This is a genomic window from Frigoribacterium sp. VKM Ac-1396 (assembly GCF_015350895.1).
In the GTDB taxonomy this organism is placed as follows: Bacteria; Actinomycetota; Actinomycetes; order Actinomycetales; family Microbacteriaceae; genus Frigoribacterium.
Window position 1 is genome coordinate 842,446 of the sequence record NZ_JADKSD010000001.1, and the last position, 23,741, is coordinate 866,186.

Annotated in this window: 25 protein-coding genes and 1 pseudogene; 6 read left to right on the top strand and 20 right to left on the bottom strand. The window is 70.2% G+C overall.

The annotated features are described in order from the left end of the window. From ITJ55_RS15895 to ITJ55_RS03935, 5 genes and pseudogenes are all read right to left on the bottom strand, one after another. Positions 1–353 (bottom strand): annotated as a pseudogene (locus ITJ55_RS15895) (uridine monophosphate kinase); the annotation flags it as partial. Between the two features lie 151 nt (positions 354–504). Next, a complete protein-coding gene (gene tsf, locus ITJ55_RS03920) occupies positions 505–1,332 on the bottom strand; it encodes a translation elongation factor Ts (RefSeq protein WP_056257245.1) in 828 nt (275 codons plus the stop codon). A gap of 45 nt (positions 1,333–1,377) precedes the next feature. After that, the gene (rpsB, locus tag ITJ55_RS03925) at positions 1,378–2,325 is read right to left on the bottom strand and encodes a 30S ribosomal protein S2 (protein ID WP_194594164.1); all 948 of its coding nucleotides are present in this window, start codon (positions 2,323–2,325) and stop codon (positions 1,378–1,380) included. A 321-nt stretch (positions 2,326–2,646) separates the two neighbouring features. Continuing rightward, positions 2,647–4,362, bottom strand: a complete 1,716-nt coding sequence (locus ITJ55_RS03930) for a BCCT family transporter (RefSeq protein ID WP_194594165.1) — start codon at positions 4,360–4,362, stop codon at positions 2,647–2,649. Positions 4,363–4,431: 69 nt separating this feature from the next. Beyond that, a complete protein-coding gene (locus tag ITJ55_RS03935) occupies positions 4,432–5,880 on the bottom strand; it encodes a sugar porter family MFS transporter (protein ID WP_370544004.1) in 1,449 nt (482 codons plus the stop codon). Positions 5,881–6,013: 133 nt separating this feature from the next. Between ITJ55_RS03935 and ITJ55_RS03940 the strand changes: the two genes are divergently transcribed. Continuing rightward, on the top strand, positions 6,014–6,562 hold the full coding sequence (locus tag ITJ55_RS03940) for a murein hydrolase activator EnvC (protein ID WP_228497561.1): 549 nt from the start codon (positions 6,014–6,016) through the stop codon (positions 6,560–6,562). Between the two features lie 29 nt (positions 6,563–6,591). Here ITJ55_RS03940 and ITJ55_RS03945 read toward each other — a convergent pair whose 3' ends face one another. From ITJ55_RS03945 to rpsP, 13 genes are all read right to left on the bottom strand, one after another. After that, the gene (locus ITJ55_RS03945) at positions 6,592–7,506 is read right to left on the bottom strand and encodes a tyrosine recombinase XerC (protein ID WP_194594167.1); all 915 of its coding nucleotides are present in this window, start codon (positions 7,504–7,506) and stop codon (positions 6,592–6,594) included. 50 nt (positions 7,507–7,556) lie between these two features. Continuing rightward, positions 7,557–8,819, bottom strand: coding sequence for a DNA-processing protein DprA (dprA, locus tag ITJ55_RS03950; RefSeq protein ID WP_194594168.1), 1,263 nt, complete (start codon positions 8,817–8,819; stop codon positions 7,557–7,559). Next, entirely contained in the window at positions 8,816–10,345 is a 1,530-nt protein-coding gene (locus ITJ55_RS03955; RefSeq protein WP_194594169.1) for a YifB family Mg chelatase-like AAA ATPase, read from the bottom strand. The genes dprA and ITJ55_RS03955 overlap by 4 nt, the downstream gene beginning before the upstream one ends. After that, positions 10,342–10,707 carry a YraN family protein gene (locus ITJ55_RS03960; protein ID WP_194594170.1) on the bottom strand — a complete coding sequence of 122 codons (366 nt, stop codon included), beginning with the start codon at positions 10,705–10,707 and terminating at the stop codon, positions 10,342–10,344. Before ITJ55_RS03960 ends, ITJ55_RS03955 begins: the two co-directional genes overlap by 4 nt. A gap of 138 nt (positions 10,708–10,845) precedes the next feature. Further along, entirely contained in the window at positions 10,846–11,169 is a 324-nt protein-coding gene (locus tag ITJ55_RS03965) for a DUF2469 domain-containing protein (RefSeq protein ID WP_043596320.1), read from the bottom strand. 66 nt (positions 11,170–11,235) lie between these two features. Then, positions 11,236–11,874 (bottom strand): ribonuclease HII, encoded by a 639-nt coding sequence (locus tag ITJ55_RS03970; RefSeq protein ID WP_194594171.1) that lies wholly within the window; start codon positions 11,872–11,874, stop codon positions 11,236–11,238. Continuing rightward, the gene (lepB, locus tag ITJ55_RS03975) at positions 11,871–12,620 is read right to left on the bottom strand and encodes a signal peptidase I (RefSeq protein ID WP_194594172.1); all 750 of its coding nucleotides are present in this window, start codon (positions 12,618–12,620) and stop codon (positions 11,871–11,873) included. Before lepB ends, ITJ55_RS03970 begins: the two co-directional genes overlap by 4 nt. 66 nt (positions 12,621–12,686) lie before the next feature. After that, complete coding sequence (gene rplS, locus ITJ55_RS03980; RefSeq protein ID WP_054145615.1) at positions 12,687–13,034, bottom strand: 50S ribosomal protein L19; 348 nt, start codon at positions 13,032–13,034, stop codon at positions 12,687–12,689. 160 nt (positions 13,035–13,194) lie between these two features. Next, positions 13,195–13,764, bottom strand: a complete 570-nt coding sequence (locus ITJ55_RS03985) for a hypothetical protein (protein ID WP_194594173.1) — start codon at positions 13,762–13,764, stop codon at positions 13,195–13,197. 78 nt (positions 13,765–13,842) lie between these two features. Further along, positions 13,843–14,535: a tRNA (guanosine(37)-N1)-methyltransferase TrmD gene (trmD, locus tag ITJ55_RS03990; RefSeq protein ID WP_194594174.1), complete on the bottom strand. Its 693-nt coding sequence runs from the start codon at positions 14,533–14,535 to the stop codon at positions 13,843–13,845. Positions 14,536–14,538: 3 nt separating this feature from the next. Further along, entirely contained in the window at positions 14,539–15,198 is a 660-nt protein-coding gene (rimM, locus tag ITJ55_RS03995; RefSeq protein ID WP_370544005.1) for a ribosome maturation factor RimM, read from the bottom strand. Beyond that, positions 15,170–15,406, bottom strand: a complete 237-nt coding sequence (locus tag ITJ55_RS04000; protein WP_055971873.1) for an RNA-binding protein — start codon at positions 15,404–15,406, stop codon at positions 15,170–15,172. Before ITJ55_RS04000 ends, rimM begins: the two co-directional genes overlap by 29 nt. 3 nt (positions 15,407–15,409) lie before the next feature. Continuing rightward, positions 15,410–15,826: a 30S ribosomal protein S16 gene (gene rpsP / locus ITJ55_RS04005; protein ID WP_123518285.1), complete on the bottom strand. Its 417-nt coding sequence runs from the start codon at positions 15,824–15,826 to the stop codon at positions 15,410–15,412. Between the two features lie 303 nt (positions 15,827–16,129). On the opposite strand from rpsP, the gene ITJ55_RS04010 reads away from it, so the two are divergent. Then, positions 16,130–17,275, top strand: a complete 1,146-nt coding sequence (locus tag ITJ55_RS04010; RefSeq protein WP_194594175.1) for a glutamate--cysteine ligase — start codon at positions 16,130–16,132, stop codon at positions 17,273–17,275. Between the two features lie 124 nt (positions 17,276–17,399). On the opposite strand, the gene ffh is transcribed toward ITJ55_RS04010, so the two are convergent. Beyond that, positions 17,400–18,971, bottom strand: a complete 1,572-nt coding sequence (ffh, locus tag ITJ55_RS04015; RefSeq protein WP_194594176.1) for a signal recognition particle protein — start codon at positions 18,969–18,971, stop codon at positions 17,400–17,402. Positions 18,972–19,075: 104 nt separating this feature from the next. On the opposite strand from ffh, the gene lipB reads away from it, so the two are divergent. Together lipB and lipA are read left to right on the top strand one after the other, a co-directional pair. After that, the gene (gene lipB, locus ITJ55_RS04020; RefSeq protein WP_194594177.1) at positions 19,076–19,759 is read left to right on the top strand and encodes a lipoyl(octanoyl) transferase LipB; all 684 of its coding nucleotides are present in this window, start codon (positions 19,076–19,078) and stop codon (positions 19,757–19,759) included. Beyond that, a complete protein-coding gene (gene lipA / locus ITJ55_RS04025; protein ID WP_194594178.1) occupies positions 19,756–20,742 on the top strand; it encodes a lipoyl synthase in 987 nt (328 codons plus the stop codon). The genes lipB and lipA overlap by 4 nt, the downstream gene beginning before the upstream one ends. 88 nt (positions 20,743–20,830) lie before the next feature. Here the strand turns inward: lipA and ftsY are convergent, their stop codons facing one another. Continuing rightward, positions 20,831–21,700: a signal recognition particle-docking protein FtsY gene (gene ftsY, locus ITJ55_RS04030; protein WP_194594179.1), complete on the bottom strand. Its 870-nt coding sequence runs from the start codon at positions 21,698–21,700 to the stop codon at positions 20,831–20,833. A gap of 209 nt (positions 21,701–21,909) precedes the next feature. On the opposite strand from ftsY, the gene ITJ55_RS04035 reads away from it, so the two are divergent. Then, positions 21,910–22,929, top strand: a complete 1,020-nt coding sequence (locus tag ITJ55_RS04035; protein ID WP_194594180.1) for a TerC family protein — start codon at positions 21,910–21,912, stop codon at positions 22,927–22,929. 114 nt (positions 22,930–23,043) lie between these two features. Further along, positions 23,044–23,625 carry a histidine phosphatase family protein gene (locus ITJ55_RS04040; RefSeq protein WP_194594181.1) on the top strand — a complete coding sequence of 194 codons (582 nt, stop codon included), beginning with the start codon at positions 23,044–23,046 and terminating at the stop codon, positions 23,623–23,625. Positions 23,626–23,741 lie beyond the last annotated feature (116 nt).

The following is a 23,741-nucleotide window of genomic DNA, read 5'->3' on the forward strand; positions in this document are numbered from 1 at the left end:
CGGCGGGGGATGTAGGGCTCGGCGACCTGGGTCATCGCGATGGCGGACTGGACGCGCGTCGCGGCACCGGCCTGCTCGAGGAAGTCCTGGAGGGCGAGGGCGTTCATGACGGTGCCCAGCATGCCCATGTAGTCGGCCCGACCGCGGTCCATGCCGCGCTGGCTGAGCTCGGCCCCCCGGAAGAAGTTGCCACCGCCGACCACGATGGCGATCTCGACGTCGGTCGCGGCGTCGGCGATCTCACGGGCGATCGCACCGACCACGTCGGGGTTCACGCCGAGTTGGCCGCCGCCGAAGGCCTCGCCCGAGAGCTTCAGCAGGACGCGTCGGCGTCCGGTGGTTTCCGATGTCATGCGAGTCTCCGTCTCGTCGTGGCCGTAGCCAGGTTAGCGAGTTCGGGCTGGTCGCCGTCCGTCGCAGGTGGTGCTCCCGGCGTCGACACCTCGGCCGGGCATGGCAACGGGGCCCGAGACACGTTCGTCTCGGACCCCGTCACGGTGCTGACTAGGCGCCGACCTTGATGCGGGCGAAGCCCGTGATCGAGAGCCCCGCCTCGTCGACGACCTTCGCGACCGACAACTTGTTGTCTTTCGCGTAGGCCTGGTCGAGCAAGGCGATCTCTTTGAAGAAGCCGGTCAGGCGACCCTCGATGATCTTGGGCAGGGCCGCTTCGGGCTTGCCCTCGTTCTTCGCCGTCTCTTCGACGATGGCGCGCTCCTTGTCGACCTGCTCGGCGGGCACGTCGTCACGCGACAGGTACGTCGGCGCGGCGAAGGCGATGTGCTGAGCGATCGAGCGCGCGGTCTCGGCGTCGTCACCGGTGTACCCCACGACCACGCCGACCTGCGGGGGCAGGTCTTTCGAGGTCTTGTGCAGGTAGATGGCGAACTGCTCGCCCTCGATGCGGGCGACGGTGCGCAGTTCGACCTTCTCGCCCATGAGCGCGGCCTCGTCGTTGACGAAGGCCTCGACGGTCTGGCCGCCGATCGCGGAGGCGTTGCCCTCGGTGGCGCTGGAGGCGCCGGCCGCGTGCACGGCCTCGAGGACCTGGTCGGCCAGGGCGACGAACTTCTCGTTCTTCGCGACGAAGTCGGTCTCGCTGGCGAGCTCGATCAGCGTGGCGTAGCCCGAGCCGGGCTTGGCGGCGACGAGTCCGGCGGTGGTCTGACGGCCCTCGCGCTTGGCGACGCCCTTCAGTCCCTTGACGCGCAGGATCTCGACGGCCTTCTCGATGTCGCCGTCGGCTTCTTCGAGGGCGTTCTTGCTGTCGACCATGCCCGCGCCGAGGCGGTCACGGAGGATCTTGACGTCAGCGATGGTGTAGTTGGCCATGTGTCTGACTTCCTTTCGTGGAGTCGGAAGGTGAGGAGGTGTGGGCTACTTCGAGTCGGCGTCGGCCGGCTCGGCCGACGTGGCCTCGGTCGCCTCGGCGACGGGCTCGGCGACCGGCTCGCCCAGGGGCTTCGCGGCGACCTGTGCGTCGGCGTCGTTCTCCTCGACGGGGACCTCGGCGGCGGGCGCCTCGGTCGCGGGTGCTTCGGCGGCGGCGTCGGCAGCCTTGGCCTCGCCCTGCGCGAGCAGCTCGGCCTCCCACTCGGCCATGGGCTCGACGGGCTGGTCGGCGTCCTCGGGCTTCTGGTGACGCTGCACCAGGCCCTCGGCAGCGGCGTCGGCGACGATGCGCGTCAGCAGGCCGACGGAGCGGATCGCGTCGTCGTTGCCCGGGATCGGGAAGTTGATCTCGTCGGGGTCGCAGTTCGTGTCGAGGATGCCGATGACCGGGATGCCCAGCTTCTTGGCCTCGTCGATCGCGAGGTGCTCTTTCTTCGTGTCGACGACCCAGAGGGCGGACGGCGTCTTGGTCAGGTTGCGGATTCCGCCGAGCGTCTTGTGCAGCTTGTCGAGCTCGCGCTTCTTGATCAGCAGTTCTTTCTTGGTGAAGCCCTGCGTCGTGTCGTCGAAGTCGATGTCTTCGAGCTCTTTCATGCGGGCGAGGCGCTTCGAGACCGTCTGGAAGTTGGTCAGGAGGCCACCGAGCCAACGCTGGTTCACGAAGGGCTGGCCGACGCGGTTGGCCTGCTCGGCGATGGAGCCCTGGGCCTGCTTCTTGGTACCGACGAAGAGGATGGTGCCACCGTGGGCGACCGTCTCCTTGACGAAGTCGTACGCCTTGTCGATGTAGCCGAGCGACTGCTGCAGGTCGATGATGTGGATGCCGGAGCGCTCGGCGAGGATGAATCGCTTCACCTTCGGGTTCCAGCGGCGGGTCTGGTGTCCGAAGTGGACGCCGCTGTCGAGCAGCTGGCGGATGGTGACGACGGCCATGGTCGTTCTCCTTGGTTCTGGGCACGCCCGCGGGCGTGCCTGCTTGTCGGTTGTCGGGCGACCGGTCGGTCGCCGCTGCCTGGTGCCCGGGCACACGTCCGCCGACCGCACCGTGAGGCGCGTTCGGACCGAATGGACGCGGAGGCCGGGAGCGGCGCGAGACGACGGGGTCGTCTCGACGTCGGTGCGTCCGAGGACGCACAGGGCACGCGAAGTCAGCCTGCTGAGCAGACTGCAGTGCTCATGTTAGCACCACCGACACGCCCGAGGAGGCGGTGGTCGCCACCCGACGGAGGCGACCACCGCGCACCCGCACCTCGCCTACGAGCGGCGTCGACCGAGGCCGAGCAGCCCCCGCTTCGGTGCCCGCGCCTCCTCGAGTCCGTAGTGGTCGCCGAAGTCGTCGCGCAGCTGCGTGCGCTGGGCACGCAGGAAGCGTCGGTGCTCGGAGTCGAAGGCCCGGAACGTCGCCACGCAGATGCCGATCATGACGACGCTGAACGGCAGCGCCGTGATGATGGCCGCCGTCTTCAGGGCGTCGAGCCCGCCCGTGACGAGCAGGGCAATGGCCACGAGGGCCGTGACGACCGCCCAGAAGATGCGCACCCACGGCTTCGGCTCGGTGTCGCCACCGGTCGAGATCATGCCGAGCACGAGCGAACCGGAGTCGGACGAGGTGATGAAGAAGAGCCCGATCAACAGGATGGCCCCGAACACGGCGATCGAGCCGCCGGGCAGGCCCTGCAGCATCTCGAACAGGGCGCCCTCGGTGTCGACGGACCCGTCGGCCGCGACCAGCCCGCCGGTGCCGAAGACCTCGCGGTAGAGCGCGGCACCACCCATGACGCTGAACCAGAGGAAGGTCAGCAGGGTGGGGACGACGAGCACGCCGACGACGAACTCGCGGACGGTGCGGCCCTTCGAGATGCGGGCGATGAAGATGCCGACGAAGGGTGCCCACGACATCCACCACCCCCAGTAGAAGGTCGTCCAGGCGCCCTGCCAGGCCTCGCCCTCGGCACCCGAGAAGGCACTGACGGTGAAGGTGAGCCCGACGACGTTCTGCAGGTAGTTGCCGAGCGACTGGACGAAGTCGCGCAGCAGGAACAGCGACGGCCAGCTGACCAGCACGAAGACCAGCAGCAGGGCGGCCAGCACGATGTTGGTGTTCGAGAGCCACTTCATGCCCTTGGTGACACCGCTGACCAGGGAGAAGATCGTGACCCCGGTGATGCCGGCGATCAGGATCACCTGGACGAGCAGCGTCGGTTCGGCGATGCCCGCGGCCGAGAGGCCGGCCGAGATCTGCAGCACGCCGAGCCCGAGCGACGTCGCGACGCCGAACAACGTGCCGACGACCGAGACCACGTCGATGACGTTGCCCCACAGGCCGTGGACGCGCGAGCCGAGCAGCGGTTCGAGCGCGTACCGGATCGACACGGGCCGCCCGCGACGGTGGATCGCGTAGGCCATGCCGAGCCCGACGACGATGTAGATGGCCCAGGCGTGCACGCCCCAGTGCAGGTACGTCTGGCTGAGGGCCTGGCCGGCGAGCTGATTGGCGTCGCCGGTCACCCCGGGTCGCGGGCTGGCGTAGTGGCTGAGCGGCTCGGCGACCCCGTAGAAGACGAGGCCGATGCCCATGCCCGCGGCGAAGAGCATCGAGAGCCACGACAGGCGCGAGAACTCGGGCTCGTCGTCGTCCTTGCCGAGCTTGATGTCGCCGTAGCGGCTGACGCCCATCCAGAGCGCGAAGACCACGAAGACGGCGGCGAGCAGCACGTAGTACCACCCGAAGGCCCCGACGATGCCGCTCTGCACCGACCCGAAGAGGCCCTCGGCCACGGTCGGGAAGGCCATGGCGAAGGCGACGAACCCGAGGATCACGGCCGCTGCGGGCCAGAAGACCCACGGGGCGAACGCTCTCTTCCGGGGCGCGACCGGCGCCTCCTGACGGGTGTCGTGGGTGGCGCCGGCAGCGCCTCCCGGTGTCTCGTCGGCGGGCACGACCTGGGTCGAGTCGTCGGCGTGGCTCATCGGAAGTCCTCTCAGAATGCGAACGTCCCGCCCAGGAGCTGGACGGGACGTTCAACGATCATGCCAGGCTCAGGCCTTCGCGGCCCGACCCGAGTCGGCCTCGACGGCCGAGATGCCCATCTCTTCGAGCGATCGCCCCTTGGTCTCGGGGATCTTCGCCAGGACGAAGAAGAACGAGACGAGCGCGAAGAACGCGAAGATGCCGTACGACAGCGACAGGCTGAGGGCGGCCAGGCTCGGGAACGACACCGTGACGACGAAGTTCGCGATCCAGTTGGCCATGCTGCCCACGCCGAGGGCGGTGGCGCGGATGCTGTTCGGGAACATCTCGCCGAGCAGCACCCACATGAGCGGGCCCCAGGTGGCGCCGAACGAGACCACGAACAGGTTGGCCGCGACGAGCGCGACAGGGCCCCAGGCACCGGGCAGCGACGGGTCGCCGCTCGCCGTGGTGGTCGCCTGGCTGAAGGCGAGGGCGGTCACCGCCAGGCTGACGAACATGCCGACCGAACCGGCCAGCAGCATCGGGCGACGACCGACCTTGTCGACCAGGCCGATGGCGATGAAGGTCACCGCGACGTTGACGACGGCGGTGATGGTCGAGATCAGGAACGAGTCCTCTTCTTGGAAGCCGACGGCCTGCCAGAGGGTGGTCGAGTAGTAGAAGATCACGTTGATGCCGACGAACTGCTGCAGCACGGCGAGGATGATGCCGACCCAGACGATGGGCTGCAGGCCGAAGCGGTTGCCCCGGATCGACGACTTCTTCTCGAGTTCGGCCTCGGTGCGGATCGAGTCGGTGATCTCTTTCAGGCTCGTGTCGACGGTCTCGGCCGGCACGATCGACTGCAGCACCTTCTTGGCCTCGTCCTCGCGCCCGTCACCGGCGAGGTAGCGCGGCGACTCGGGCAGGCGCCAGGCCAGGACGCCGTAGACGACCGACGGGACGATGCCGACGAGGAACATCCAGCGCCACGCGGCGAGACCGAACAGCGACGGCTCGGAGGCGCCACCCGCCGTGACCGCGAAGAGCTGGTCGGACAGCAGAGCGGCGAAGATGCCGAGCGTGATGGCGAGCTGCTGGAAGGACGCCAGACGGCCACGGATCGCCTTGGGCGAGACCTCGCTGATGTAGGCGGGGGCGATGACCGACGCGATGCCGATGCCCAGGCCGCCGATGACGCGCCAGAGCACGAGGTCCCAGACGGCGAAGGCCGCGGCGGCACCGATCGAGCTGATCAAGAACAGGCCTGCGCCGATCAGCATGACCTTGATGCGGCCCATCTTGTCGGCGAGGCGGCCGGCCACGTAGGCGCCGATCGCACAACCGATGAGGGCCGAGGCGACCGCGAAGCCCGAGGCGAACTCGGTCAGGCCGAACTCGTCGGTGATCGACTGGACGGCCCCGTTGATGACCGACGAGTCGAAACCGAACAGGAACCCGCCGATGGCCGCCGCCACGGCGAGCGCGGTCACCCGCCTGTTCAGGCTCTTCGTCGTTGCAGTGGTGTTCGACACCTGTACTCCTTCACGGCTCGAGGAGCATGGCTCGTGGCCTCGACTCCCCCACAAACGGTGTGCACGGGGTGTTCGTGCACGGGTGAACCTTACGCCTCGCCGAGAAAGCTTGCGCATCCGGCAAGGTCCCGGTATGCGTTCTCACCTCCGGGCGTCGTCTCGCGCGTCGGCCCTCGTCGCCATGACGACCCTCGTCGTCGCCTCCGCCGTCGCGGTGCCGGCCTCGGCGACGGCCGCGGACGAGGGCGCTCGAGCGACCACGGCAGGAGGCGCGGTGTGGGCCTGGCCCGTCGCCGCGCCCCACCCGGTGGTCCGGCCCTTCGTCGGCCCTCCGAACCTGTGGTCGCCGGGGCATCGCGGCATCGACGTCGGGACGACGCCGGGTGCGGTCGTCCTGGCGCCGGACGACGGCGTCGTGCACTTCGCCGGGGTGGTCGTCGACCGTCCCGTCCTCTCGATCGCACACGCCGGCGGGGTGCTCAGCAGCTTCGAGCCCGTCACCGCCGACGTGGCCAAGGGCGACGTCGTGACCCGGGGGCAGACCGTGGGGGTGCTCGACCCGGGGCACTGCGCCGACCTGTCCTGTCTGCATCTCGGGGCACGGGTCGACGGCGAGTACGTCTCGCCGCTGGTGTTCTTGGGGGGCGTCGAGCCGTCGGTGCTGCTGCCGACCCGGGGGTGAGCCGGCTCGTCGGTTCGACGGTCTGGGCGTCAGGCGCGCGGGTGCGCCGAGCGGTAGCTGTCGCGGAGCCTGTCGGTCGACACGTGCGTGTAGATCTGGGTGGTGCCGAGGCTCGCGTGGCCGAGCAGTTCTTGGACGGCCCGCAGGTCGGCTCCCCCGTCGAGCAGGTGGGTGGCCGCCGTGTGCCTCAGGGCGTGGGGGCCGGCCGGTCCCCCGCCGGGCAGGTCGGCCAGCAGTCCGGCCACGAGGCGGTAGACGGACCGGGTGCCGAGACGCCCACCGGTCGAGCCGACGAAGAACGCTGCGGCGGTCTCGGCCGTGACCAGGGCCGGGCGAGCACGGTCGAGGTACCGGCCCAGGGCCTCGGCCGCAGGCACCCCGAACGGCACGACCCGTTGCTTGGCGCCCTTGCCGGTCACCCGGACGGTCAACCGCCCGAGGTCGACGTCGGCCAGATCGGTGCCGACCAGCTCGGACACGCGGAGGCCCGCCCCGTAGAGCAGCTCGACGACGGCGAGGTCTCGGCGTGCTCCCGGGTCGTCGGTGTCGGCGCGCACGGCGAGCGAGGCCAGCAGGCCGTCGACCTGTGCCCGGGTGAGCACCCGGGGCAGTCGACTCTCGGCCTTCGGCGCGCGCAGCCGGGCGCCCACGTCGAGCAGCGTCCGGTCGGTCTCGTCGAGCCACCGGGTGAACGCCCGGACGCTCGCCGACCGCCTCGCGAGGGTCGCCCGCGCGAGCCCGGCCTGGGTGCCCTGCCAGAGCCAGTCACGCAGCAGGTCGAGGTCGAGGTCGCCGACCTCGCCCGGGCGACCGAGACGGTGCTCGGTGAAGGCCACGAGCGAGTCGAGGTCGGCGCCGTACGACCGGACCGTGTGGTCGCTGAGCCCGCGACCGTCGTGAAGGTGGTCGGCGAACCGCTCGACCTCGCCGAGGAGGCGCGTCACGGCAGGGCCCGCCCCTCGCGTCTCGACCCCGGCTCGTGCATGCCGACAGGCTAGCCATCTCGCCGCCCCCTCACCCGTCGCCACCCCGACCCGTGCCGACGTGCCGCGCCCGACAGGTCGAGCTCGGCGAGGACGTCACGGACGGTCTCGAGCGACAGCCCGCTCGCGACGGCCAACTCGTCGGTCTCGCGGGTCGCCGTCGTGCTGAGCGCGTCCAGCACCCGCATCGTCTCGGGGTCGAGTCGGCGCCCCTGGTACGACGCGGCGACGAGGTCGGGGGCGACGCCGGCGAGGGCCGCCACGTCGTCGGCGCTCGTGACGCATTCGGCCAGGCCCGACCGGATGAGGGCGTGACAGCCGACGGACGACGGCGAGGTCACGGGCCCGGGAACGGCGCCGACGGGACGCCCGAGCGACTGGGCGTGCGCGGCCGTGTTCAACGACCCCGACCGGCCACCGGCCTCGACCACGACGGTGGCCGCGGTCAACGCCGCGATCAGCCTGTTGCGTTGCAGGAAGCGCCAGCGGGACGGCTTGCCGCCACAGGGTGACTCGGAGATCATCACGCCCGTGTCGACGATGCGGTGCAGCAGGGTGTCGTGGCCTGCCGGGTAGAGGTGGTCGACTCCCCCGGCCATGACCGCCATCGTCGTCGCCGACGCGGCCAACGCCGCCCGATGGGCCGCCCCGTCGACGCCGTAGGCGGCACCCGAGACGATCGCGAGGCCGCGGTCGACGACACCACCCGCGAGGTCGGCCGAGACCTGCTCGCCGTAGGCGGACGCGGCGCGCGACCCGACGATCGCGACGCTGGCCGACGGCGGAGGCACCGAGGACGCGCCCCGTGCCCACAGGGCGACGGGAGCGTGTTCGCCGAGGTCGTCGAGGGCCGACGGCCACCCTCGAGCACCCGGTACGAGCAGCCTCGACCCGACGGCCGTCGCCGTGCGGAACGACCGCACGATCACGGGCGTCTCGAGTCGCGGCCGCCACCTCGTCAACGCGCGGGCGAGGTCGAGCCGTGCGACGTCGTCACGGGTGGCGCCTGCGTCGAGCAACCGGCCCGCCAGGAGGCCGGGTCGGGGCTCGTCACGTCCGACCGCCGCCTCGAGGACGGCGCGGAGGCCCACGGCGGGCCCGAGCACCGACCGGACGACACCGCCCACGGCGTCGCCCGGTTCGACCACGCCGGTCCAGGCACCGAGGGCGAACGCCCGCACGGCGTCCGCCTCGGAGGGGTCGCCCTCGTCGGACAGCACCGGTCGCACGAGGTCGGCGAGCTCGCCCGGAGTCGCCCGGAGCAGCTCGCTCACAGCGACTGCCGCATGCTCAGGGCCCGGACCACGTGTCGCCGGACGGGCGCGCGATCGTCGTCGAGGTCGGCGAGGGTCCACGCGACCCGGAGCACCCGGTCGTAGCCGCGCATCGTGAGGGCGCCGGTCTCGAGGGCCCGGTCGATCGGCTGCGAGTCGGCCGCCGACAGTCGGTTCGCGGGGTCGCGCAGCCAGGTGCCCGGCATCTCGGAGGACAGCGACCACGGCGTCGCCTCGAGACGCTGCGAGGCACGTCGTCGGGCTCGTTCGACCCGGGCGCGCGCCTGCTCCGTCGTCGTCTGAACGACGTCCGCCGAGGCCCGGAACTGCGACGAGCTGATGCGTGACACCCGCAACTGCAGGTCGATGCGGTCGACGAGCGGCCCCGAGAGCTTCGCCAGGTACCGCCGCCGCTGGTGCGGCGAACAGCTGCAGTCGGAGTCCCGCGAGCCGTACTGGCCACACGGACAGGGGTTCGCCGCGGCGACGAGTTGGAACCTCGCCGGGAAGCGCGCCACCGACCGGGACCGGTGGACCACGGTCTCGCCCGACTCGAGGGGCTGCCGCAGGCAGTCGAGGACGCTTTGCGAGAACTCGGGTGCCTCGTCGAGGAAGAGCACGCCGCGGGTCGCCCTCGACGCGGCGCCCGGTCGGATGACCCCGCTGCCGCCGCCGACCAGGGCTGCCGCGCTGCAGGTGTGGTGTGGAGCCTCGAAGGGCGGCCTCAGGTCGAGCTCGCCGGTCACGGCGACACCGGCCAACGAGCGGATGGACGCGACCTCGAGGGCCGAGTCGGCGTCGAGATCGGGCAGCAGGCCCGGCAGACGGGCGGCGAGCATGCTCTTGCCGGCACCGGGCGGTCCGACCATCAGCACGTGGTGGCCGCCCGCCGCCGCGACGACGAGCGCCTCGACCGCGTCGACGTTGCCGATGACGTCGGACAGGTCGAGGTCGGTCGGCAGGACGCGGTCGGCGCGCGACCTCGTGATGGCCTCGACCGGTTCGGGCACCAGGTCGGCCCCGTGCCACACGGCCGCCTCGCGCAGGCTCGGCACGGGCACCACGATGATGCCCGGCACGAGCGACGCCTCGTCGGCGTTGTCGGTGGGCACCATGACCGTGGTGGCCCCGGCGCGACGCGCGCCGAGCACGGCGGGCAGGACGCCGTCGACCGGGCGGAGCCGACCGTCGAGGCCGAGCTCGCCGAGGTGGACGACCCGCTCGACGGAGTCGGCCGGCACGAGTTCGGCCGCCGCCAGTGCCGCGATGGCGATGCCCAGGTCGAACGACGACCCCTGTTTCGGCAGCGACGCCGGCGACAGGTTGACCGTCAGCTTGCGGGCCGGCAGCGCGCAGCCCGAGTTGGTCGCGGCCGACCGGACCCGGTCGCGGGCCTCGCCCAACGAGGTGTCGGGCAGCCCGATGATGACGAAGGCCGGCAGCCCGGCACCCATGTCGGCCTCGATCTCGACGAGGGCGCCGTCGACGCCCAGCAAGGCGACGGCACGGGTCCGTGCGACGCTCACGCGCCGGCCCCGCGGACGTGGTCGATGCGCTCGTGCCCGGCGCACCGCTCGACCGTGATGCCCACGACGTCGATGCGCAGACCTCGAGGGGCGGGCGAGGGGTGTGCCTGACACCAGGCCGCGGCCAGGCGCCTCAGCCGGGCCAGCTTCGCCGGTGTGACCGCCTCGAGGGCGTGGCCGAAGCCGGTGCCCGTCCGCGTCTTCACCTCGACGACGACCAGCTCGTCGCCGTCGACGGCGACCAGGTCGATCTCGCCCTCGCGACAGCGCCAGTTGCGCTCGACGACGCGCATGCCCTGCGCCTCGACGTACTCGGCCGCGACGTCTTCGCCGCGCCGACCCAATTCGTCCTTCTTCGCCATGTGGACCTCCTGTCAGGAGGCTGGCGGACGCCCGTCGGTCACGGCGCTTCCCGGCCGACGGCTGGGGAGGGCGGCCCGGCAGGGACGGCTGGGGACGAGGCGTGGTGGAGCGTGAACGAAACCCCGACCCCGACGCGACTACTCGTCGAGCGCGAGTTCTTTCGGCAACTCGAGGTCGCGGGTCGTGAGCTCTTCGACGTTCACGTCTTTGAAGGTGAGCACGCGGACGGATTTCACGAAACGGTCGGAGCGGTAGACGTCCCAGACCCAGACGTCGGTCATCGACAGCTCGAAGTAGAAGTCGTGCTCGGTGTCGCGCCGCACCAGGTCGACCTCGTTGGCCAGGTAGAAGCGTCGCTCGGTCTCGACCACGTAGCGGAACTGCGACACCACGTCGCGGTACTCGCGGTACAGCGCGAGCTCGACCTCGCGGTCGTAGTCTTCGAAATCGTCCTCGTCCATCGGGGGATCATCTTACGCGGCCCCGGACGCTCGGGTCGCCGGACCCCCGTCGACCGACGTGGCGGCTCAGTGCAGCCAGGTCAGGCGGTGCAGCGGCGACGGACCGAGTTCTGAGAGGGCCCCGTAGTGTGCCGACGAGCCGTAGCCCTTGTTGCCCGACCAACCGTAGCCGGGGTGGACGCCGTCGGCCTCGATCATCAGCCGGTCGCGTTCGACCTTGGCGATGACCGACGCCGCCGCGACGGACGCGCAGTCACGGTCGGCCTTGACCCGGGTCGTGATGCGCGGCGGGGTGCTCAGCTGTGGCGAGAGGTAGTCGTGGTTGCCGTCGAGCACGACGACGGACTGCATGATGCCGACCCCGGCGTGGTGCAGGGCCGTCAGGGCACGCTTGCCGGCCAGCCCGAGCGCGACGACGATGCCGAGCCGGTCGACCTCGTGCGCCTCGGCGAACCCCACCGCGTGGTGGGACACCCACGACGTCGCGAGCGGGTAGAGGGCCTCACGCCGTTTCTCGGACAGCAGCTTGGAATCGCGGAGGCCCGGGGGCACGTCGAGGCACTCGACGTGGACGGCGCCGAGCCCGACCGCGACCGGCCCGGCGATGGCCCCCCGACCGACCTCGTCGCAGCCGATGACCCAGGTGGCCCCCGACGCGTGCAGCTCGCGCTCGAACTCGAGGGTCGGGTCGACGACGGGCGTCATTCGCCCTCGCGCTCGGTCCCGCGGAAGACGTCGGGGTAGTCGCCGAGCCACGTCCAGCGGTCGGTGGGCCAGCTGATGACGAATGCGCGCCCGACGACGTCGCTCATGGGCACGAAGCCCTTGCTCGGCGTCGCACCGTTGTAGCGGCTGTCTTTCGAGTTGTAGCGGTTGTCGCCCATGACCCACAACGAGTCGGCCGGCACGGTGACCGAGAAGTCGATGGCCGAGGCGCGGGTCTCGCCCGGAGGGAAGTCGACGTAGGGCTCGTCGAGCGGCACACCGTTGACCGACATCTGCCCGAAGTCGTTGCAGCACTCGACCGTGTCGCCGGGCAGGCCGATGACGCGCTTGATGAGGTGGTCGTTGCTGTCTTGGGCACCGAGACCCACCTGCGTGAGGAACCACGAGACGCCGTCGGACACCGGGTTGCCGGTGGTGGTGCTGATCGGCGCCGTGCCGTCGAGCCAACCACCCGGGTCGGTGAACACGACCACGTCGCCCCGCTTGACGTCGACGAGGTCGGGCACGAGCTCGTTGACGATGATGCGGTCGTTGATCTGGAGGGTCTGTTCCATCGAGCCCGAGGGGATGTAGAACGACCGGATCAGGAAGGTCTTGATCAGGAACGAGATCAAGAGCGCCGCCAGGAAGATCACCAGGACGTCGCGCACGAACGTGCCGATGCCGCGTTTTTTGCCGTCGTCGCGACGAGGACGCAGGGCGCGCCTCACTGTGTCATTCGTCATTTAACCACCCGAGCTCCCCGCCATCTTAGACGGCGGGGAGCTCGGAGGATGTCGCGGGGAACGTGACTAGTTGTCGCGCTTCTCCTTGATCTTGGCCTTCTTGCCGCGCAGTTCGCGCAGGTAGTAGAGCTTGGCGCGACGGACGGCGCCACGGCTGACGACCTCGATGTGGTCGATGACCGGGGAGTGCACGGGGAAGGTGCGCTCGACGCCGACCTGGAAGCTCACCTTGCGGACCGTGAAGGTCTCGCGGATGCCCTCGTTCTGCTTGCCGATGACGACACCCTGGAAGACCTGCACGCGCGAGCGGGTACCTTCGATGATGTTGACGTGCACCTTGACGGTGTCGCCGGCGCGGAAGTCGGGGACGTCCGTGCGGAGGTTGGCGGAGTCAACCGCGTCGAGGATGTGCATTGTCGTTCGCTCTCTGCAACCGCCACAGGTCGACTGCGTGTCTGGGGCGCGTCACGCGCCCGTCATGATGAAGAAGGTGTGCTCTGGATCGGCAGACTCCCCTGTGGCAGAGTCGTGCGCAGGCACAAGCGTCAATTGTGCCACAGCACGGGCACCCGTGTCAGCCTCGCGGTCTGATGGTGATGACGGGGCCGTCGTCACCGAGGCCGGACCGACGCCCGGAGGCGGCCCCGGTGCCCGACGCGGCCCTCTCGAGGTCGGCCAGCGACGTCGCCATGCGGGCCCGCGCCTCCTTCGCGAACTGCCAGAGCCCCGCGGCGAAGAGGCCGACGCCAGCGGCGATCGTCACGACGGCGCACAGGGCGAACAGGGCGGTCGAGAGGTCGAGCGACGAGACCCCGCCGGCGACCTGAGTGAACGCCGACGACGGGGGCGATTCGGCCGAACTGTCGACGACGAAGAAGCCGAGGCCGAGCTGACCGAGCCACGAGAGCGAGAGCAGGCCGACGTCGGGCCACGAGACCGCCTTCGTCCGGCGGACGCTGCGACGCCCCACGACGACGCCCGTGGCGACCGCCTGACCCACGAACAACAGGGGCACGAGCAGCAGCTGACCCACGAACTGCAACCCCAGGGGCACGCCGAAGAAGGCCCGGCCCAGCAGCACCCAGAGCGGCAACGCGAACACGGCGACCCAGAGGAGGCGGTAGCAGACCCGGCGCATCGTCATGCGGTCGAGGCTACGAAACGATCATGGAGAACGGCTGCACGATCGGACCGCAGTGGTCGAGCCGGGCGGACGGGTCGTTCAGTCGAGCAGGTCGGGACGCACCCGACGCGTGCGCTCGAGCTGCTGCTCTCGACGCCAGGCCGCGATGGCGGCGTGGTTGCCACTCAACAGCACGGGAGGCACGTCGAGGCCCCGCCAGGACGCCGGCTTGGTGTAGCTCGGGTACTCGAGGAGCCCGTCTTCGTGGCTCTCTTCGGTGAGGCTCTCGGGGTTGCCGACGACGCCGGGGACGAGGCGGCCGATCGCCTCGATCATCGCCGTCACCGCGACCTCGCCGCCGTTCAGGACGTAGTCGCCCAGGCTGATCTCGCGGACGGTCGCGCGCGTGGCGGCGTGGTCGACGACCCTCTGGTCGATGCCCTCGTACCGGCCGCAGGTGAAGACCAGGTGGGGGGCGAAGGCCAGCTCGCGGGCCGTGGCCTGCGTGAACGGCGTGCCGGCCGGCGACGGGACGATCATGATCGTGTCGTCGGGGGTCGAGGTCTCGCCGAAGACGTGGTCGAGCGCTTCACCCCAGGGCTCGGGGCGCATCACCATGCCGGCACCGCCACCGTAGGGCGTGTCGTCCACGGTGCGGTGCCGGTCGTGCGTGAAGTCGCGCAGGTCGTGCACCTCGACGTCGAGCAGCTTCTGCTGTCGGGCCTTGCCGAGCAGCGAGATGTCGAGCACCCCGAAGAACTCGGGGAAGATCGACACGATGTCGATGCGCACGCGTCAGTGCTCGTCGTCGGTGGCGGAGTCGCCGTCGGTGGCGGCGCCGCCGTCGGACTCGACCGATTCGTCGGGCTCGTCGGAGTCGTCGGCCAGTTCTTCGAAGAGACCCTGCGGCGGGGTGACCACGACCACGCCGGCGTCGATGTCGACCTTCGGCACGATGGCCTGGACGAACGGGACGAGGACCTCGCCGGACGCGGTGTCGACGGCGAGCAGGTCTTGCGCGGGAAGGTGGTCGACGCGGGCGACCGTGCCGACGACGACGCCGTCACGCTCGACGCGGAGGCCGACCAGCTGGTGGTCGTACCAGGCGTCGTCTTCTTGCGGCAGTTCGTCGGCGTCTTGGTCGACCCAGAGGATCGCCTTGACGAGCGACTCGGCGCCCGTGCGATCGTCGACGCCCTCGAAGAAGCCCACCGGGTGGCTGTTGTACCAGCGCAGCTCGGTCAGGGTGAGGGTCTTGTCGTGCCAGGCGCTGTCGGCGGGCACCTGCAATCGGAACACCGCACCCGGCACGAAGCGCTGCTCGGGGGTGTCGGTGAAGAGTTCGAGCTTGAGGGCGCCCTTGAGGCCGTGGGCCTTGGTGAGTCGCCCCACCCGGAGTTCGGTCTTGCGGTCGGACGGCACGGTTCTAGAGATCGCCGTCGACGACGTCGACACGGACGCGCTTGCCGTCGGCCAGCGCGGTGACCAGGGTACGGAGGGCCTTCGCGGTGCGGCCGGCCCGACCGATCACGCGACCGAGGTCGTCAGCGTGGACGTGCACCTCGAGGACGTCGCCTCGAGGGGAGTTCTTCTCCACGACCTGCACCTCGTCCGGGTGATCGACGATCCCCCGGACGAGGTGTTCGAGTGCAGGTGCGAGCACCGACTACGCCTCGGTGGTCTCGGCGTCGTCGCTGGACTCGGCAGGAGCCTCGGCCTTGGCCGCGGGCTTCTCGGTCTTGGGCACGAGGACCGGCTTCTTCTTCTCGTCGGCGACGAAGGCCTCTTTCGGAGCCTTGGTCTTGACGGTGCTGACGGCGTCGGCGTCGCCCTTGAACTTGCCCCAGTCACCCGTGAGCTTCAGCAGCGCGGCGACCTGCTCGGTCGGCTGCGCGCCGACGCTCAGCCAGTACTGCGCACGCTCGGACTCGACCTCGATGAACGAGGGCTCTTCGGTGGGGTGGTACTTGCCGATCTCTTCGATGACGCGACCGTCGCGCTTGGTGCGCGAGTCGGCGACGACGATGCGGTAGTAGGGGGCGCGGATCTTGCCCATGCGCTTGAGACGGATCTTGACAGCCACAATTCTCCTGTGTGATGTGATGTGGGCGAGTTGCTAGCCGTGAGCGTGGGGGCACACTCGGCTCGAAAGCTCTGATGGGAGTCGAACGTCGTCTGATTAGAGGGTCGGACGACAGAAGACTCGACCTCACATTGTTGCAGACGAACGGCCATCTGCACGAATTGCGTTCCGTCGTGTCCGGCACCGCGCCTCCTGCGGGTCGCCGGGCGCCGCCACGGTCGTCGACCGGCGGCGGCGACGGCCCGGGCGAGCACCCGACTGGCAGGATGGACCAGCCCTGACGCCCACGGGAAGGCCACGCGGATGCGCATCGATTTCACGACCTCAGAGCGGTCGACCCTCGGCGTCGAGTGGGAGCTCGCCCTCGTCGACCACGAGACGGGCGAGCTCGCCCCCCACGCCCCGGCGATCCTGGCCGACCTCGCCCACGTGAACGACGGCGGCCCGGAGCGACTGACGACCGAACTGCTCACCAACACGGTCGAGGTCGTGACGGGCGTGCACCACCGCGTGTCCGACGCGGTCGACGACCTCAGGGGCACCATCGACCAGGTCCGCGGGCCGGCCTCGGTGCTCGGCGCCGACCTAATGTGCGCCGGCACCCACCCCTACAGCCGCTACGCCGACCAAGAGGTCACGCCCGACAAGGAGCGCTACGCGACGCTGATCGACCGCACCCGCTGGTGGGGTCGGCAGATGATGATCTGGGGCGTGCACGTCCACGTCGGCATCGACGACCGCGCCAAGGTGCTGCCCGTGCTGAACGGCATGCTGACCTACCTGCCGCACTTCCAGGCGCTGACGGCCTCGAGCCCGTTCTGGGTGGGCGAGGAGACCGGGTACGCCTCGAACCGCGCCCTGATGTTCCAGCAGCTGCCGACGGCCGGCCTGCCGCCGCAGTTCGACGCCTGGGCCGAGTACGAGGCCATGGTCGCCGACCTGACCCACACCGGCGTCATCGACGACCACAGCGAACTGCGCTGGGACCTCCGCCCGTCGCCGAAGTGGGGAACCCTCGAGACGCGCGTCTTCGACGGCATCGCCACCACGGAAGAGCTCGCCGCCGTGACGGCCCTGGTGCAGTGCCTGGTCGACGACATGTCCGAGCGCCTCGACCGCGGCGAGACGCTGCCGACCATGCAGCCGTGGTTCGTCCGCGAGAACAAGTGGCGGGCCGCGCGGTACGGCATGGACGCCATCGTCATCCAGAACGCGGCCGGTGACGAGCGGCTCGTGACCGACGACCTGCGCGAGCTCGTCGCGACCCTCGAGCCGGCGGCCGAACGCCTCGGCTGCCTCGACGAGCTGCACTCGCTCGCCACCATCACCGACCGCGGGGCGAGCTACCAGCGACAGCTCGCCGTGGCCGCCGCGCACGGCGGCGACCTGCGCCCGGTGGTCGCGTCGCTGGTCCGCGAGTTCGACGAGGGGCTCTCGGCCGCCGAGTGACCGCGGCCGCCCCGCCGCGGGCCGGCACGACACGGGCCGGCAGCGTCACAGCCCGGGACGTGACGACGCCCGCCCCGCGTCGTGCGGGGCGGGCGTCGTCGGACCTCAGGAGGCGCGGGTCCGGTCAGCCGCGCCCGAGCATCTTCTGCAGCGACGCGAGTTCTTCGGGCGAGGGTGCCCCGCCGCCGGCGGCACCCGCGCCGCCGCCCAGCCCGAAGCCGGAACCGCCGGGAGCCGACGACGCCGGCTTGGCGCCCGTGGCGAGGGCCGCGTTCTGTGCCGCACGCTTGGCCGGGTTGCCGGCCTTCGAGCCCTTCTTCTTGGGCTGCACCTTCTTGCCGGCGTACGACGCACCGGGGATCGGCCCCATGCCGGGCACCTGGGGCACGCCGCCCTTGGCGACGGTCTTCATCATCTTCGAGGCCTGCTCGAAGCGCTGCACGAGTTGGTTGACGTCGGTGACGGTCATGCCGGAGCCCCGGGCGATGCGCAGGCGACGCGAGCCGTTGAGCAGCTTCGGCGTGGTGCGCTCTTGGCGGGTCATCGACTGGATGATCGCTTCGGTGCGGACGATCTCGCGCTCGTCGAAGTTGTCGAGCTGCTCGCGCATGCCCTTGGCACCCGGCAGCATGCCGAGCATGCCCTTGATCGAGCCCATCTTGCGCAGCTGCTGCATCTGGGTGAGGAAGTCGTCGAGCGTGAACGAGTCGGTCGCGATCTTCTGCGCGACCGCCATCGCCTCTTCTTCGTCGAAGGCCTGCTGGGCCTGCTCGATGAGCGAGAGGATGTCACCGAGGTCGAGGATGCGGCTCGCCATGCGGTCGGGGTGGAACGGCTCGAAGTCGTCGAGCGACTCGCCCGTCGACGCGAACATGATGGGCCGCCCGGTGACCGACGCGACGCTGAGCGCCGCACCACCGCGGGCGTCGCCGTCGAGCTTCGAGAGCACGACGCCGGTGAAGTCGACTCCGTCTTGGAAGGCCTTGGCCGTCGCGACGGCGTCCTGACCGATCATGGCGTCGATGACGAACAGCACCTCGTCGGGGTCGACCGCCTTGCGGATGTTCGCCGCCTGCTTCATCAGCTCGGCGTCGACGCCGAGGCGACCGGCCGTGTCGACGATCACGGTGTCGTACTGCTTGTCGCGGGCGTACTTGATCGCTTGCTTGGCGACCTTGACCGGGTCGCCGACGCCGTTGCCGGGTTCGGGCGCGAAGACGTGCGCACCGGCCTGCTCGCCGACGACCTGCAGCTGCGTGACGGCGTTCGGACGCTGCAGGTCGGCCGCCACCAGCATGGGCGTGTGGCCGTCTTTCGCGAGCCACTTGGCCAGCTTGCCCGCGAGGGTCGTCTTGCCGGCACCCTGGAGGCCCGCGAGCATGATCACGGTCGGCGGGTTCTTCGCGAACTCGAGCCGACGCTGCTGACCGCCGAGAATGTGCACCAGTTCTTCGTTGACGATCTGCACGACCTGCTGCGCGGGGTTCAGCGCCTTGCTGACCTCGTCGCCGAGGGCACGGTCGCGCACCGTGTTCGTGAACGCCTTCACGACGTCGAAGGAGACGTCGGCGTCGAGCAGGGCGCGACGGATCTCGCGCACGGTGCCGTCGACGTCGGCGGGGCTCAGCTTGCCCTTGTTGCGGAGGTTCTTGAACGTTTCCGCGAGGCGGTCGGAGAGGGTTCCAAAAGTGGCCATGGTGCCCCCATCTTAACCGACCGTCGGCGTCCCGCGTTGCTGGGCCGCGCCTCCCTGGCCCGTCTTTGTTGTACCGAGTGCATCAATGCGGTTACCCTCGGGGCATGACCACGACGCGACGCCTGGGCGTCACGGGCCCGCCCCTCGCCTACGACGAGGGCTGGCGCCTGCAGCGAGAGCTGCACGCCGACGTCGTCGCCGGGCGACTCGAGTCGGCCCTCGTCCTCTGCCAGCACCCGTCGGTCTACACGGCGGGGACGCGGACGCAGCCGACCGACCTGCCTCGTGACGGCTCCCCCGTCGTCCCGGTCGACCGGGGCGGACGCATCACCTGGCACGGCCCCGGCCAACTCGTGGCCTACCCGATCGTGCGCCTGCCCGAGCCGCTCGACGTCGTCGCGCACGTGCGGGCGCTCGAGGCCTGCCTGATCGAGGTCTGCGCGGGCGTCGGCGTGCCGGCCGAGCGCGTCGCCGGGCGCAGCGGCGCCTGGGTGCGGGGGTCGGCCGCCGACGAGAAGGTCGCGGCCGTCGGCGTCCGGGTCGCCGAAGGGGTCACGATGCACGGCGTCGCGCTGAACTGCGACGCCGACCTGGCGGCCTACGACCAGATCGTGCCCTGCGGCATCGCCGACGCCGGCGTGACCAGCCTGACCCGCGCCTCCGGGAGGCGAGTGGCCGTCACCGACGTCGCGGACGCCCTCGAAACCGCCCTGACCACCTACCTGACCAGCCTCGAGACAGCCGGCCGCGTGCCGGCCCGACCCGACCCCGTGGGAGCCCACCGATGACGACGACCGCCCCCGAGGGCCGACGCCTGCTGCGCGTCGAGGCCCGCAACGCCGAGACCCCGATCGAGAAGAAGCCGACCTGGATCAAGACCACCGCCAGGCAGGGCCCCGAGTACCGCGCCCTGACCGAGCTCGTGGTCGACAAGAAGCTGCACACCGTCTGCCAGGAGGCCGGCTGCCCGAACATCTTCGAGTGCTGGGAGGACCGCGAGGCCACCTTCTTGATCGGTGGCTCGCAGTGCACCCGACGCTGCGACTTCTGCCAGATCGACACGGGCCGGCCGAGCCCCCTCGACCGTCGCGAGCCGCTCTCGGTCGCCGAGTCGGTGCGCGAGATGGGGCTCCGCTACGCGACGGTCACGGGCGTCGCCCGCGACGACCTCGACGACGGAGGCGCGTGGCTCTACGCCGAGACCATCCGTCGCATCCACGAACTCAACCCGGGCACCGGCGTCGAGATCCTCGTGCCCGACTTCAACGGTCGCCCCGAGCTGCTCGGGCAGGTGTTCGACGCCCGCCCCGAGGTGTTCGCACACAACGTCGAGACCGTGCCCCGCATCTTCAAGCGCATCCGCCCCGCCTTCACCTTCGAACGGTCGCTCGACGTCATCACGCAGGGGCACGACGCCGGTCTCGTGACGAAGTCGAACCTCATCCTCGGCATGGGAGAAGAGCGCGACGAGGTGATCGACGCCCTCGAACGCCTCCGCGAGGCGCACACCGACATCATCACGCTGACCCAGTACCTGCGCCCCAGCCCCCGGCACCTGCCGGTCGCCCGGTGGGTGCACCCCGACGAGTTCGTCGACTTCCGCGAGATCGCCGAAGACATGGGCTTCAGCGGAGTGCTGGCCGGGCCGCTCGTCCGGTCGTCGTACCGCGCGGGGCGGCTGTGGGCACGGGCGACCGAGGCGCGCGGCGGGGTCGTGCCCGACGCGCTGCGGCACCTGCTCGAGGCGGGGGCCGGACGCCAGGCCGTGTGACCGTCGATGGGGACGACGCAGGAGGCGCGGGTCGCGTGACCCGCGCCTCCTGCGCTTCGGTCGACCGCGTCGACCGCGTCTACCGCGTCTAGGCGATGAGGTTCTGGACGAACACGTGCGGCGTGAAGCCCGTGAGGTCGCCGATGCCCTCGCCCTGGCCGACGAGCTTGATCGGGATGCCGGTCTGCTCTTGCACGGCGAGGACGAACCCGCCGCGGGCCGAGCCGTCGAGCTTCGTCAGCACGAGGCCCGTGACCCCGGCGTGTTCGATGAATGCCTGTGCCTGGGCCAGGCCGTTCTGGCCGGTGGTCGCGTCGAGCACGAGCAGCACCTCGGCGATCTCGGTCTGCTTCTCGACGACGCGCTTGATCTTGCCGAGCTCGTCCATCAGCCCCGACTTGGTCTGCAGGCGCCCGGCGGTGTCGATCAGGACGATCTCGATGCCCTCGCGCATGGCGAGCTCGACCGTCTGGAACGCCACCGACGCGGGGTCTTGCCCCTGCTGCTGCGGGCGGACGATGCGGGCGCCGGCACGGTCGGCCCAGGTCGCGACCTGCTCGACCGCCGCGGCGCGGAAGGTGTCGGCCGCCCCGACGACCACCGACCGGTCGTAGTTGCGCAAGAACTTCGCGAACTTGCCGATCGTCGTCGTCTTGCCGACGCCGTTGACCCCCACCATCAGCACGACGGCGGGGCGGGCGCTGAGCTTGAGGGTCGAATCGAGCTTCGACAGCCGCTCTTCGAGCGTCTCGCGCAGCATGCGCTTCAGGTCGGCGGGGTCGGTGGTCGAGTAGCGATGCACCTTCGCCTGCAGGTCGTCGATGATCTGCTCGGTCACGTCGGGGCCGAAGTCGGCGCCGATCAGGGCCGCCTCGAGGTCGTCCCACGTCGTCTCGTCGATCGTCTTCTTGGCGAACATGCCACGGAGGGCACCGGAGAGGGACCAGGGAGAAGCCATGCGCGCCAGCTTATTCGGCCCCGGGCGAGACCGCGGACGTGCAGAGGCTGTAAGCTCGCCGGGTTGAAGGGGAGTACTCCCGCGCGGTGGCGTCGTCAATACGGAAGAGACCGATCTCGACCCGGTGCACCGGTTCGCAGCCGTCCTGATCAGGGCGCGACGCGAGTGGAGGAGACCTTCGGTACCCGCTGCGTACTGGAGGTACACACATGGACGTCCATTTCTTGACCTGGGCGATCACCATCGCCGGCATCATCGGCCTGCTGTTCTTCGACTTCTTCAGTCACGTGCGCACCCCGCACGAGCCGACGATCCGCGAGTCGGCGATCTGGTCGTGCGTCTACATCGGCATCGCCATCCTGTTCGGAGTCGGCGTGGGCGTCTTAACGAACTGGACCTTCGGCGGTGAGTACTTCGCGGGCTACATCACCGAGAAGGCCCTCTCGGTCGACAACCTGTTCGTCTTCCTGATCATCATGACCAGCTTCGCGGTGCCCCGCATCTACCAGCAGAAGGTCTTGCTGGTCGGCATCGCGATCGCCCTGCTGTCGCGCGGACTCTTCATCGCCGCGGGCGTCGTCATCATCGAGAACTTCTCGTGGGTCTTCTACCTGTTCGGCATCCTGCTCTTCTGGCTCGCCTACAGCCAGGTCAAGGGCGGCCACGGTGACGACGAGAAGGACGAGGCCGACAGCAAGCTGATCCGCGCCCTGCGCCGCGTCATCCCGACCTCGAAGGACTACGACGGCCAGAAGCTGACCACCAAGGTCGACGGCAAGCGCCTCTTCACCCCGCTCTTCTTGGTCATGGTCGCCATCGGCCTGACCGACGTGCTGTTCGCCCTCGACTCGATCCCGGCGATCTTCGGCCTGACGCAGGAGGCGTACATCGTGTTCACGGCCAACGCGTTCTCGCTGCTCGGCCTGCGCCAGCTCTACTTCTTGATCTCGGGCCTGCTCGAGCGCCTCGTCTACCTCGCGCAGGGCCTCGCGGTCATCCTCGCCTTCATCGGCGTCAAGCTGCTGTTCCACGCCCTGCACGTCAACGAGGTGCCGTTCATCAACGGTGGCGAGCCGATCACCTGGGTCCCCGAGATCCCGATCTGGTTCTCGCTCGGCTTCATCGTGCTGACGATCGCCGTCGCGACCGTCGCCAGCCTCGCCAAGACCCGCCGGGACGCGCGCGCGAAGGCCGGCGTCACCGCGACCACCGACCGCGACGAGCACTGACCACCCGACGGGCGGCCCCACCCGGGGCCGCCCGTCCGCCCTTCCCCGACCCGACCAGCCACCGCCACTCCCCCGCGGCACGACCGCGACCGCACCACGGAACGGAACACCTCGATGCGCCTCGAACTCATCCGCCACGGCCAGACCGACTGGAACGCCGCCGACAAGCTCCAGGGCTCGTCGGACGTCCCCCTGAACGACACCGGACGCGGCCAGGCCCTCGAGGCGGCCCGCCTGCTGGCCGGCGTCGAGTGGAGCGCCATCGTCTCGTCACCGCTCGGGCGGGCCCGCGAGACCGCCGAGATCATCGCCGGCGAGCTCGGCATCGAACTGGGCGACGCCTACGCCGAGCTGATCGAGCGCGACTACGCCTCGCACGAGGGCCGCACCCCCGAGTCGCCGATCCCCGACGAGCCGAACGCGGACTACCCCGACATCGAGCCCCGTGATTCGGTCGCCGCGCGCGGCATCGGCGCACTCGAGATGATCCGCGACACCCGTCTGCCGCTCGATGGCGACGACGCCCACATCGTCGTCGTCTGCCACGGCACGATCATCCGCTTCACCCTCGCCGAGATCCTCGGCCGCGAAGTACCGCACATCGAGAACGCCGCCGCGAACACGGTCGAGTGGGACGGCACCGCCTGGCACGTGCTGAGCATCAACGGCGGGGTCGTCGACACGCCCATCGACTGACACTCCGGTGCCCGGTGGGGCACGTCGAGAACGCAGGAGGCGCGGCCACGCAGGTCGCGCCTCCTGCGTTTCTGAGGGTGTCGCCGGTGGGGCCGGTCAGACCGGGCAGGCCCGAC